The organism is Tabrizicola thermarum (assembly GCF_003574395.1).
GTDB lineage: Bacteria > Pseudomonadota > Alphaproteobacteria > Rhodobacterales > Rhodobacteraceae > Tabrizicola > Tabrizicola thermarum.
On the sequence record NZ_QMJY01000076.1, the window covers coordinates 61326 to 74205 of the forward strand.

Consider the following 12880-nt stretch of genomic DNA (forward strand, 5'->3'; position numbering starts at 1 on the left):
GTCAGCGAGGAGGCACGAAGTCCGGCGACGCGCGGGTCTCAGTCGACTTTCATCACCGCCGTCACCGGCGCCAGGGCCACCGTCGCGGCCTTGCCCTCGACCGTCCATTCCAGCAGCGCCGCCACCGTTTCCGGCGTGGCGGTGCCGACGACGCTGACCCGGCCGTCCTGCCCCGCCTTGAACACCGCGCGGTCCAGGAGCCGGCGAAGCGCCACCTTGTCGCCCCCGGCGACGTCCAGATCGCGGAACACCGTGGCGGCCTCCAGATCCTCGCGCCGGGCGATCTGGTCGGCGGCATTCAGCCCTTCGTCGCGGGTCAGCAGCCCCCGACCCTGCGCCTTGAGGATCGGCACCACGGCACTTGCAAGACCGCGGTTGTTCTGGAAGGCGGGATCGGCCAGATCCATCACGGCCACGGCTTCGGGCAGGCCCTGTTCCATCGACTGGAAGGCGACCTCGACATCGGCAGGCTGGGCGCCATCGGCGATGCCGGTGACAAGCATCACCACCTCGTGCCCCGCCGCCCGGTAGATCGCCGCGCGCTCGGGCGTGGCGGGGTCCAGCGGGTCGAGCGCAAAGCTGACCGGGAAGGGCAGGGCGGCAAGCCCGGCGCGGTCAAGGTCGGGAGTGCCCGGGTCGATCAGGACGATGGCCATGGGAGGCTTGGCCTCGGTGTTCTCGAAACTGGCGGCGAACTGGGCAATCGGGCGCGGATCGAGCGGCGCCCGGGCAGGGTCTGCCTCGGGCACGGGGGCCGGTTCTGCGGTGTTGCCACGGCGGATGACCACGCCCTGATCCTTGCCGATCAGGCCCGGCGCAGGCGCGAGGGTAGATCCCTTGCCCGTTTCGATCCTCGCGGCAGGGCTGGTCCCGTCGGCGGTTCCCGGCATCCCCTCGGCCACGGAGCCCGGCAGGTCTGCGCCGTTGCCCATGGCCTCGGGCTCGGGTGTCGCAGGGGCGGGCGTCGCGTCAGCGACGGGCGGCGCGGGTTCGGGGGCCGTTTCGGGGGCCGGTTCGGGCGCGGGTGCAGGTTCTGCGGGGGCCTCGAGGGCGGGCGGAGCCGGCTCTGAACCCGGCGCGGGCGTCGGGTCCGGCGTCACGACCGGAGCAGGTTCGGCTGGCCCGTCTGCCGCCGGTTCGGGAGCCGCGTCCGCCATCGCTTCGGGCGCGACGGGATCGGCCATCGGTTCGGCGGCTGGCTCGGGCGCTGCGGCCGCAGCGGGGGCGGCGGCCGGTGCATCGGCGGCGGTGTCGGCAAGGGGGGCCGGAGCCGCTGCCGCCTCGGGGGCCGGGACTTCGTCCGGGGCGGGGGCCGCGGCTTCGCCGACCTCGGCTGCGGGAGGTTCGGGGACCGGCGGGGCGGTTTCGGCGGCGGCAAGGTCCGGCTGGGGGACGCTGGCCGCTTCGGCAACGGGTTCGGGCCGGGCCTCGGTGAGGGGCGCGGAGGCTTGCGGTTCGGGGTCCGGCTGCGGCGCGGTCCCGGCGGCCGGTTCGACGGCCGGCGTGCCGGTCGTCGTCGCCTCGGCCGGGACGGGTGCCCCGGCATCCGCCGTGGTCGGCTTGGGTGCGGTGATCTGGCCATCGGCCGCGACCCTGACCGGCGCAGGGTCATTGGCGGGCGTCAGCGGGGCGACTGCCGATCCGATCACAAGACCGCCCGCGACCAGAAGGCCGCCTGACGCCATGCCGAGTAGGAACTTGCCGACCACCTGTGCCTCCTGCTCTTGCCCCGATGCGATCCGGACAGTGCCGTCTTGCAGGCGCCTTCCCGGACCGGCCCGCCGGTTCGTCCGGCGTCCTGCTTTCTGATCTGCGGACAGTATAGCCTGCGGTTGCGCAGCCTTCACCCCTTTTCGCACCGCCGTCAACATCTTGCGCGGCCCCTGCGGCAGAGCTGCGCCGGTGACGGGACGGGGCGGGGAAGTGGAGGCGGGTACCGCTCTGGTAGACCTTTGAAATCAAACGGAAACGCTGCGCGTCTACCCCCGAGTATACCCACGATTCAGATGGACTGTGCGCTATTTTCGTGCCCTGTTGCCCTGCCGACACAGGTTCGGCCCGCCACAAGATAGACCACAGCCGATCTTCTGTCACGCCGCGCGCGCTGGGCTGGGGGCGATCATGGGTCCCTGTCCATCTGCCACCCCTGCGGGTGCCCTGATCCGATACTGGTCAGCCTGTGCAAAATTTTCGCATTGCTGGGGCCAATCTTGCTGCCCGAAAATTGAAATCGCGCGATCTTCGCGGGTCGGCGTCCCCGCCCAGCGCACCCCCACCCCCGGAAGGACCCGAAGCCAGGATGGGGCACAGGCGAAGATGCGTCCTGTTCTATCTTCCTTTGTAGCCCATCAGAGCGGCAGGGCGTCCGATTTGAGTATACTCGGGCGGGACGCTCGAAAGTTGCCCGAAAGTGTCCGAATAGACTTGTGGAATCAATTTTCGGACGATAGCCATTAATCGGACAGTCTAACGGGACACAAGGAGGCGGATGTGGGCGAGTTGATCGGGTATGCGCGGGTTTCGTCGGTCGGGCAGAAGCTGGACGTGCAGCTTGCCGCGTTGAAGGCGGCAGGTGTCAGCGACGAACACCTTTATAGCGAGAAGGCCAGCGGGACGAAGCGCGAAGGCAGGCAGGCGCTGGACGATCTTCTGACGCGCGGCATTCGCAAGGGAGACACGCTTGTTGTGACGCGCCTTGACCGGCTGGCACGCTCCACCCGCGACTTGCACAACATCGCCCATGTCCTGACGACAAAGGGCGTCGGCCTGCGGGTCTTGGAACAGGCGATTGATACCACGACGCCGGAAGGGCGCATGTTCTTCACCATGCTGTCCGCCGTGGCAGAGTTCGAAACCGAAATCCGAAAGGCGCGTCAGCGCGAAGGCATTGACGCGGCGCTGGCCAAGGGCGCAGACTCCCCCTTCAAAGGCAGGCCAGCGACGATAGAAGGCGAGAAGGTGAACGCCCTGCGCGCGAAAGGCATGACCCCCACGGCCATTGCCAAGGCGCTGGGCGTGGCGCGGTCCAGCGTCTATCGCTACCTGAAAGAGGCGTCTTGAGTCACCGCGCCAGAAGCGCCGGTAGCCGTGCCGGAATGTCCTCCATCAGCACCAGCGCGCATTCCACCGTCTCGCCGGTCATCGCAATCTGTAGCTGCCCGGCTGGCACGGCCTGATCCCAGGAGAAGTTCTGCGTCAGGAAGTCCAGCACGTCGCGCTTGTAATCGGTGTCGGGGTTTTGCAGGTGGTCGCCCTTGGTCTCCAGCACCACGATCCGCCCAGCGCCTGCGTTGCCGCCCGTGGCAAAGATGAAGTCCGGGTAGATACGCCCGCGCTTCCAGCCTTGCAGGCCCATGCCATAGCCTGCCTTGGCCACGTTGCGATGCCACCACTTCACCGTGGCGTCCCCGTCCAGATGCACCGCCACGTTCTGTTCCTGCCCGTTCAATTCGTTGCGGAACACCGGGGAAAACAGGCTGCGGGTCAGCGCACCGCCGTCGCCACCCGTCAGATGCGGCGCATTCGCCGCCTCCAGGGTCAGCATGTGGTCGGGCATCGGCCAGTTGTGACCGTCGAGGCGCAGGCGGAATTGAATGTCGCCCGCCTTGACCGCCGCGCGGAACAGGGCTTCGGCCCGCGCATCGCGTTCCTTGGTCAGGGCCAGCCGCAGCCGGTCGATGATGACGCCCGATGCCGCGCCCAGCTTGGCCGCATCGAAGCCGCGTGCTTCCAGCCCCGCCACCAGGTCCGCGACGATCCCGCGCGCGACGAAGGGGTTGGGCACCAGATCGGAGATCACCCGCACCGCATAGGTCGGATCGAAGCGCAGGGTTTCCGCCGCCGCCGCCACCGCCTCGCCCCGGAAATACTCATCCGCCCCGGCATCGGTCAGGGCGATGCGCTGCAACTGGGCGGCCACCTGCGCCGGGTTGTCCGGTATCTCGGTCCCCACGGCGGCAGGGGAGAAATCGCGCCAGTCGATCGAGGCCAGAACGTCGGTCTCGTAATCGAGGTCGCGCACTGCGCCGCCTTCCACCCGCAGCACCCGCGGCAGGTAGATTTGCAGGTTGCGGAAGTCCGCCCGCCGCTCCACCCGCCGCGCCGTGCCGGGGTTGGGCGCGGCCCCGCCCTGCGGCACCTCGATCACCAGATCGGCCAACCCGTCCTTTTCCAGCCCGGCCTTGATCGCCTCCACCACCTCGCGCGTGCCTGCGTGATGCGTGACCACATAGCATTCGTCCAGCGCCGCCACGCCGGTTTTCAGCGCATGCGGCTGGCGCAGGATGCGGCCCACAAGCTGCGTCATGGCCGACAGGTTCGAGGCCGCGGCCAGCGAACACAGCACATAGGCAAAAGGGCAATCCCAGCCCTCTTGCAGCGCGGCCTTTGTCACGATCACCCGCACCCGGTTGGTGGGCGACAGAAGGTCCAGGTTCTCGGGCTGCGTCAGGTCGTTCTGTTCGGCGGTCTTGATCGCCACCTCGGCCGCGTCCAGCCCCGCCGCAAGAAGCCATTCCTTCACGTCCTCGGCATGGATGTGCAGCCCGTCGCGCTGATCCTTGCCGGTGCGTTCCACCTGCACCAGCATGATCGGGCGGATATGGCCCAGCGCGCCCTTGTCCGCCCCATAGGCTAGCGCCTCGGCCTGCAAGGCATTGAGCCGCCCCAGCGCCGCCGTCAGCGTGCCGCGCCAGTCCGCGCCCTGCCGCGGGTCCAGGTTCAGCGGCATCTTGATCATGTCCTCGGCGTGCAACTCGCGCCCCGTCACCTCCACCAGCAGGTTCGCGTGCCGCGTCCCCCCGGCGCGGGTGCGCACATCCTTGGGCGTGGCGGTCAGTTCCAGCACGAAGATCGGGTTGAACCCGTAAAGCGTGTCATGCGCCAGTTCGGACGTGGCCTTCTGCCCCTCGTCCAGCACCACAACCGGCCTGATCTTGCGCAAGGCATTGCCAAGCGAGTCCTTCAACATCGGGAACATGCCGGTGTAGCCGTCCAGGTTCGGCACGGCCGCCAGTTCGCGGGCATGCGCCGCCTGATCGCCCTCGGGCGGAAAGAACCCGTGCACGTCGCCCCGGTCGCGGAACATGCGCAGCGTTTCCTGCGTCTGCCGGTTCGCCGCCTGCAACATCAGCACCATGACGCAGAGGTTCGCCGCCACATCCCGCGCGTCCAGCCGGTCGCCCTTTTCCATCACCTTGACGCGCCCCGCCGCCGCGCGGTCGAGCGCCTGCCGATAGGGGTGCTGGCGGTCCTTCAGGTGCTTCAGCGTCTGCGAATAGATCGCCTCGTTCGGCACGATCCACAGCACGAACCCGGAGTTCCTGCCCAGATACCGCCCCATGATCCGGCTGACGGCATTGACCGCCAGCCAGGTCTTGCCGCCGCCCGTGGGCACCTTCAGCGTGGCATTGGGCACCGGCCGCCCGATCCCGTCGCGGCGCGGGGAAAAGGGGATGCCCGCGCGCGAGGCTGGCAAGCGCCCCGCCGCGCGCAGGTTGGCCCAGGCGGTTTCGGTGAAATCCAGCGCGGGGATCGGCAGGCCGGGGTTCGCGGCGCGCAGCGCCTCGACCTGATCCGCCTCGGCCTTGCGCGCCTTGAGTTCCGTCAGCCAGGCATCCAGCGTGTCCAGCACCCGTTGCTGATAGTCGAGCGTGCGCATTCAGACCCGCTCCACCCGGTAAAGCGCAAAGGGCAGGGGGACAAACTCCACCGCCAGTCCTTCGGCATCCAGGAGGCGCTGGCTCACATGCCGCGCCGGCGCAAAGACAAGGTGCCGGTCGCCGGGGTGTTCGGCCGCCCTTTCCCGCGCGTAACTCAGCGTCAGCGCGGCGGCGGGGGATTTCAGCCAGTCCAGATCGGGGCGGTAGATCAGCCAGACATGCGCGCCGCCCGCGTGGCCGACATAGCCGCGCCCCTCGTCCATCTGTGCAGGGTCCAGCGGCTGCGAGGTCGCCATGTGGAACAGCACGCCCGCAAGGGCCGGGAAGGACGGCAGGTCCGCGCCTTGCAGGATCGCGTCGAGTTCCACCGGCGCGCCCAGGGTGCAATAGGTGAATTCGCCGCCCAGCCCCTCGGCCCGGTCCGCCACAGTCTTTTCGCCGGTGACGATCAGTTCGCCGTCCTTCACCTGCTTGGTGATGCGGTCATACTCGTGGCCGTGCAGGTTTTCGATCTTTTCCACCTGTTCGGTCAGCCGGTCGGCGCGTTGCAGCTTGGTCCAGGTCAGGCTTTCGCGCAGAAGTTCGGTGCGCTGCGTGCCGGTAAAGGCATAGCCGTTGATCACCCGCCGCACCCGCTCGGCCGTCAGCCGGTCGGCATAATCCTCCATCTCCACCAGAATGAAGCGCCGGTTGCCGCCGTCGCGCCTGTTGGCTTCAAGAACGGCATGGGCCGTGGTGCCGGACCCGGCGAAGGAGTCGAGGACAAGCGCCTCGTCGTCGCCAATCAATTCGAGTATTCGAGAAATTAGCCGCTTTGGCTTCGGTGTGTCGAATGGGGATGCGCCGTCGAAAATGTCCTTCATCTCCAGCGTTGCTTCTTTATTGTGGCCAGCAAAATCATGGGTCCACCATGTAACAGGCGTGAGGCCGTCTTGTGCTTCTGTCAGGAACCGCTTCAACATCGGCCTTCCTTTCCCCGTCACACCAAAGCTGATACGCCCCTCCGAAAGCCACTTTTCGTATTGTTCGCGGTTCATCCGCCAATATCGGTTTGGTGGAGGATCAAATGTGGTTCCATCAGGACCCGTTATTGTGAAAATGCCTGCTTTATACGGCTTACTTGCAGACAGATCCTGAGCGCGCCAAGGACCGCGCGGGTCATTGTCTGGGTTTTTGTAGTCGGCCGCCTGTGCCTCCGTCCTGCCGATTTTTCCCAAAGTGAATTCTGCCGGGTTCTTGGCGTATACAAGAACATGGTCGTGCATGTCAGAAAGATGAAGTGCCGTCACGTTTGCAACATACCGCTTCTGCCACACCATATTTGCAACAAAAGCACCCTCGCCGAATATTTCATCCAGCAGGATTTTCGCGCGATGCGCCTCGTTATCGTCAAGCGTGATCCAGATACTTCCCCACTCCGCAAGCAACTCATGCAGCAACCGCAGCCTTGGCCACATCATCGCGCACCATTTGTCGTGGCGCAGGCCGTCCTCGATGCCGATGGGGTTGGCGTCCAGCCATTCGCGGATCATCGGCGCGTTCACGGCGTCGTTGTAGGCCCAGCCCTCATTCCCCGTATTGTAGGGCGGGTCGATGAAGATGCAGTCCACCCGCCCCGCATACATCGGCAACAGCGCCTTCAGCGCATGCAGGTTGTCGCCCTGCACGATCAGGTTGCCGTCCAGCCGCGGCGCGCCGATGCCCTTGTCGGGATGCATCACCAGCGGCCGGAACGGCACGGCAAGGTGGTGATTCCACACGAATTCCTTGCCCTTGAACACCAGTTCCGTCATCGCCCGCCCCCCTGTGCCGTCTTTGCCCCCTTAGACCATTTCCCGCCGCCGCTCGGCAAGCCGAAACCCTCAAGCCCCGCGCGACCACAGGCGTTGCGCTTGGGTGAAAGTCTGCGCGGCCTTTTGCGCCTTGCGGGATTTCAGCCAGCCCATGTCATAGCCGAAATGTTCAAAGAATACGGCCTGAGCGGGCGTCAGCAGATGCACCGCCTGCAAGGGGGGAAAGAACGTCACCCCCTCGCCATCCCGCCGTGTCTGGCGTCCACTCGTCGTCCTGCGCTCGGCCATGAGTGGGCGCAGGTGCAGCGCCACCTTGTCGGCATGGTGGGGCGAGGCTTGCTCGATCGACTGGAAGAACGCGCTGACCAGCACATCGGCCAGTTGCAACCCGGCAAGGTCTGACGCCGGGGCGCGGTCGATCAGGCTGTAGCGCAGCACGGCCGGGTCGATGTCGCGCGTATCCAGCCAAGTGGTGCCCGCCGTGGCCTGATTGATCTTTTGCTGGATATAGGCCTTGAATTGCCCGAAATGATGCCCCCTGCGGCTGGCCATGACGATGCGCAGGGCGGGGCTTTCGATCCCGTGGCGCTGGGCGTGACGGGCGACATGATGCGTCACCCGTTCCAGCAGCAGCCGCACAACCCAGTTGTAAAGATAGTCGCGCGGATTGCCCGATGCCGCCGCCGCGCGGGGGTTGTGGTGGTTCAACATGGTCTGCTTGAGCGAACAGACGACAAAGCCCCGCGCGGGATTGCCCTTGCTGGCCAGCGTCTGCGTAGCCAGCGCCCGGCTTGCGGGTTTGAGGTTGCGGAAATGCAGCACCCCGCCCGGCTTCTGCCCGATGGCGCGCAGGATTTCATCCCTGCGCCGGTCCAGATCGGGTTCCGCCTCGGCCCGGACCAGATAGCCGCCCAGGCAAAGCCATTTCGAGTTTCCATCCGGGGTTTCCGGTTTAAGACGTTCAACCTTGTCGTCGCCCGCCTCGTCAATGAACAGGGTGTAATGGTAATCCAAACCGGGTCCCTCTGTGGGGATGGCCGAGCATCTTTCGGTTGCGCCGGATCGTCAAGTTACACCAGCGGTTCATCATCCCGCGCGACTTGGTAGCAGCCCCAGACAAAGCGCGCGGCAATCATGGCGTCCCGGTCGCCTTTCCGTTTCAGATAGGCCCGCAGATCGGCCCAAGTGCGAATGTCGGGCATGTTGCGGTCGCCCAGCGCGTCCGTCACGAAGGATACAAATTCGGGTTCCCAGGACTGGGGCATGCGCAGGTATTCGATGAAGGTCATGGTGCGCTACTCCGCTGTGCAGGTGGCATGATTGCGCCCGATGGTGAACCCGGTGAACCTGTTGAACCCCCGTTTCCTATATTGCCGCCCGAGAGGCGCAGCCCGCCCCTCCGGCCCCACCGCTGCCGTTCCATGGCCAAGGGTTTTGGTGGGTCTGCATGGGTTCACTGGGTTCGCTGCCGGTGCAAGGCACTGGAAAAGCGTATTAAAATGCTGAACCCAAGCCCCATTCCCCGCGTTCACGCCGGGTTCACTCGGTTCACCTTTCCAAGGGGCAAGCACGCTGCAACCGATCACCCGGCAAAAGCGATGATCGGTCGCGGGCGATGGTGGAACCTGCCGCATCGCGGCCGCACCCAACGGTTGCCGCGTCCGGTATGCTTGGATTTCCAGCCCAGCATTCTCAAGGTGCCCGCGACCTGCTTTGCATTTGTGCCGTTCTGCTTTTCAATCGGGATGCGCAGAAGCGTCAGCACCTCGGCAACCGTCACGCTGTCCTTCGGCTGCCGGTCAAAGCCGTCGCCTTCGGTCAAGTCGTACAGAATGCGCCGGATAGGCTCATCCCAAGGATGTTCTTCGCGGACGGCTTCCTGTTCAATCTTGGCCAATTGTTCCAGTTCGGGCGGCAGATGCCAGGCTTCCCCGGCACGGAAGGCTGCGGCTGCCTCAGCGAAAAGCTGTTCCCGATCTGTCGCAAGTCCTTCGGTGTCGATCCGCGCCCCACAAGTCACAGGCCAGTAGCGCCGCCCGCCGCTGGCATCCCGAAGGAAGGCGGTTTCATTCGTGGTGCCCACAAAGACGCACTGGCGCGGCACAATGTCAGCCCGGCGTGCATAGGGGGCGCGGATTTCATCTGCGGCGCGGGTCAGGAAGGCCTTCAAATCTTCCTGTTCCGCCTTGCGGGACGGGGCGAGTTCGGCCAGTTCCACCAGCCAGTGCCCGCGAAGGTATAGCCCGGCTTCCCTCGCCCCGTCGCGGATCGAGGGCATGTTGTCGCCCGCCCAGTCACCGCCCAGAATGCGGCAGGCAGTTGACTTGCCAATGCCCTGCGCCCCGCCCAGCACAAGAACATGATCGTGCTTGCAGCCCGGCCTCATGACGCGCGCCACCATTGCGACCAGGAAGGCGCGCCCCACGGCACGGGAATAGGGTGAAGCGTCGACACCAAGGTAACGGGTCAGCCATGAGTCAAGGCGCGGCTTGCCGTCATGGTGCAGCGACTCCAGCCAATCCCTGACCGGGTGATAGCGGTTCAACTCGGCAACCGCCCGAACCGCGCCCGCGGTAAGGTCTGCCCCTACATTGTGCATTCCGGCCTGTTCAATCGCCACGCGCAGCAAGCCCAGATCGGCATCGTTGATCGGCCTGCCGTGCCATTCGTCTTGCCCGGTCATGTCGTTCTTGCGGATCGAATAGCCTCGATCCCGATTCACCTTGCTCAAGACCAAGATGGAATTGTGCAGGGTCGGCTTCATTTCACCGTTCTTGAACCTGTGATAGTCAGCGCCTTCTGTTTCTGACCATTTCGCCGCCCTTCGCAGGGTGGCAATCGTGACCGGGTTTTTCGATCCCTTGAAGGATTTCCAGACCCGTGCTGCGTCCTTCTGATCAAACTTGGCAGATGCTTTTGACCACTCGCACCAGACTTCAAAGCCTTTCGGTTGTCCTTGAAATTGATGATGCAGGGCAGCGCCGGTGGTCAGCCAATGGTCACGATCTTCAACCCAGTCATCGGGCAACCCGCCAAGAATTTCGGCAACCTGCGCCGCCGTCAGATCGTGGGGCTTGGCTGCCTGCACCTGCTCCAAGAACAGAAGGTCATCATCGTCATCCGCTACGCCGGTCAAGGCTTCTGCCCCGAAACGTGCCAGCGTCTGGTGTTCGATCCACATGCCCAAACCCAGTTCCAAGGGGCGCTCCCAGCGATAGGGCTGCCCAGTGTCTGGGTGGATCGAGGGCGGCAGGACGGCTTGCGAGCCGGTCCCCATGAGGTCAATTTCCCATGCCCGCTTGCGCTTCCCGCCGATCGTGATGAAGTCGGGTGATTTTGCAAGGTTGCGTTTGGGCATCGCCACGGGGGACAGGAAGTAAAGATGCCGCGACTCCCCGCCGCTGCCACTCACAACAGAGGGGAAGCCCTTGGCGGCAGGCCACAGGGCCAGAAGCGCCGCCCATGCTTCCCCGGCCTTGCTGGCGTCCCGTATGTCGAGGTCGACCAGGTGCAGGAAGTCCCCGCCGATCTGCGACGGCTGCCCAAGGCGAATGCCAATATTCAGGCCCGGCCGGTAGCTGTGGCGCAGGTCTGATTCGCTGCGGTTCGGCAGTTCGGACCAGCGCGCGTCGACCGGGTTCTTCGCCTTGACGTGCAGCCAATGCAGCGATGCGCCCGCTGCGATCAGGTCGCAGTTGACTTGATCCATTGGGACGTATTGAGACGCATGGGGATTTATTTCCCACAATAGAACGTCGCTTAGATCGGTTTCGGGAACCTTGAAAGGCACTTGCGCCAAATGGCGCGATTCAGTATATTCTTCCATATCGACCACGCTTGTTTTTCATTGAAGGCCCCGCCAGTTTGACCGCTGCGGGGCAATCTTCATGCCTGCATTTTAGCAGGGTCGTAAAGTTTGAGCGATATGGCAGTTGAATTACAGCTTGGGTCTTTTGCAGCACACCCCTTGAAAGATGCGCCATGACATGTCCTTAACTGCCCAAGAGGTCGGATAAATCAGTCTCTGACTTTTTTGCGGCGCTTTCGATGTAATTACTCCACCATTCCAGCATTCGTTTCCGCTCTGGTAATAATTGCGCCGCATTATAGGCGCGCCGCACCTTGTCTCTTGGCTCGTGGGCAAGTTGCTTTTCGATGGCATCCACCGACCACAGCCCGCTTTCATTCAGGACGGTTGACGCGAGGCCGCGAAATCCGTGGATCGTGGCCCGCCCGTGATACCCAAGGCGGTACATGCCGAACAGCATGGTGTTCTCGCTGATCGGCTTGCCGACCCGCCCGCCCGGCACGATCCATTCGGATTCGCCTGCGATGGCCTTCAACTTCGCCAGGATGGCAAGGCTCTGCCGGGTCAGGGGCACGATGTGGTCGCGGCCCATCTTCATGCGGGTTCCCGGTATCCGCCACACGTCGCCGTCAATCTCGGACCACTTCCCGAACCTCAGTTCGTTGGTCCTCACGAAGGTGTGGATCACGAATTCGATGGCATGGCGCGTCTGCGGTTCCCCGTCATAGCGGGCCAGCTTCCACAGGAAACCCGAGAGTTCCCCGGCTTCGATCCGGGCCATGTGCTTCACGCGGGGCGTGGGGCGCAGCGCGCCACGAAGGTCTGCGGCCGGGTCGCGGGATGCCCTGCCGGTGGCGATGGCGTAGCGCAGGATCGCGCCGCAGGTCATGCGGATGCGGCCTGCAACGTCCGGGGCGCGGTCCTCCACCTTGCGCAGCAAGGCGAGGATTTGCGGGGCGGTCACTTCGTCAACCCCAATCGCGCCGATTGCCGGGAAAACGTCCCGCTGGAAGCGTGATAGGGTGCGGGCACTGTGGGCGGGGGACCATGTGGCTTCCTGCGCCCTGATCCACTCTCGCGCCACGGCTTCGAAGGTGTCCCCGGCAGGGGCGGACAGCGCGGCCTTGGCATTGGCCCCAGGGTCGCGGCCTTCTGCCAGCGCCCGCTTGGCCTTGTCGCGCAGGGCGCGGGCATCGGCCAGCTTCACGTCCGGGTAGGACCCGAAGGACAGCATCTTTTCCTTGCCGCCGAACCTATACCGCATTCTCCACAGCCTGCCGCCCGATGGCGAGACGAACAGCAGGAGGCCGCCCCCGTCCGGCAATTTCCGTGGTTTGCCAGAGGGATCGGGCTTCGCGCCACGACAGGCGGCATCTGTGAGGGGCATCTGAATCGGTCCTGCGGGGTATGTGGGTATCGGCAGTTCCGAGAATACCCGCATTCGATACCCACACAAGTTGCGTGGCCACAGCCCATCTTCGCGCAGAAGATGGCCCTACGTCTATTTTCTCAATGAAATCAACGGCCACTTCTGGCGAAGATTGCAGGAAATCCATCAAAAAGTGGGGAGTGGAGGCGGGTACCGGAATCGAACCGGTCTACACGGATTTGCAATCCGC

Annotated in this window: 8 protein-coding genes; 1 reads left to right on the top strand and 7 read right to left on the bottom strand. The window is 64.8% G+C overall.

Translation table 11 applies throughout. From position 1 onward, the window contains the following. Positions 1-38: 38 nt before the first annotated feature. Positions 39-1709 carry a divergent polysaccharide deacetylase family protein gene (locus D5084_RS11610; RefSeq protein WP_128515654.1) on the bottom strand — a complete coding sequence of 557 codons (1671 nt, stop codon included), beginning with the start codon at positions 1707-1709 and terminating at the stop codon, positions 39-41. 781 nt (positions 1710-2490) lie between these two features. Between D5084_RS11610 and D5084_RS11615 the strand changes: the two genes are divergently transcribed. Further along, a complete protein-coding gene (locus D5084_RS11615; RefSeq protein WP_238382621.1) occupies positions 2491-3060 on the top strand; it encodes a recombinase family protein in 570 nt (189 codons plus the stop codon). A gap of 1 nt (position 3061) precedes the next feature. Here D5084_RS11615 and D5084_RS11620 read toward each other — a convergent pair whose 3' ends face one another. The 6 genes from D5084_RS11620 to D5084_RS11645 form a co-directional block, all read right to left on the bottom strand. Then, complete coding sequence (locus tag D5084_RS11620; RefSeq protein ID WP_128515655.1) at positions 3062-5659, bottom strand: DEAD/DEAH box helicase; 2598 nt, start codon at positions 5657-5659, stop codon at positions 3062-3064. Then, positions 5660-7453, bottom strand: coding sequence for a site-specific DNA-methyltransferase (locus D5084_RS11625; RefSeq protein WP_128515656.1), 1794 nt, complete (start codon positions 7451-7453; stop codon positions 5660-5662). A 69-nt stretch (positions 7454-7522) separates the two neighbouring features. Then, positions 7523-8467, bottom strand: coding sequence for a DUF3800 domain-containing protein (locus D5084_RS11630; RefSeq protein ID WP_162302425.1), 945 nt, complete (start codon positions 8465-8467; stop codon positions 7523-7525). A gap of 56 nt (positions 8468-8523) precedes the next feature. Beyond that, entirely contained in the window at positions 8524-8742 is a 219-nt protein-coding gene (locus D5084_RS11635; protein WP_128515658.1) for a hypothetical protein, read from the bottom strand. A gap of 293 nt (positions 8743-9035) precedes the next feature. Then, positions 9036-11279 (bottom strand): VapE domain-containing protein, encoded by a 2244-nt coding sequence (locus D5084_RS11640; RefSeq protein WP_238382627.1) that lies wholly within the window; start codon positions 11277-11279, stop codon positions 9036-9038. A 166-nt stretch (positions 11280-11445) separates the two neighbouring features. Then, complete coding sequence (locus D5084_RS11645; protein ID WP_354001223.1) at positions 11446-12702, bottom strand: tyrosine-type recombinase/integrase; 1257 nt, start codon at positions 12700-12702, stop codon at positions 11446-11448. Positions 12703-12880: the final 178 nt, after the last annotated feature.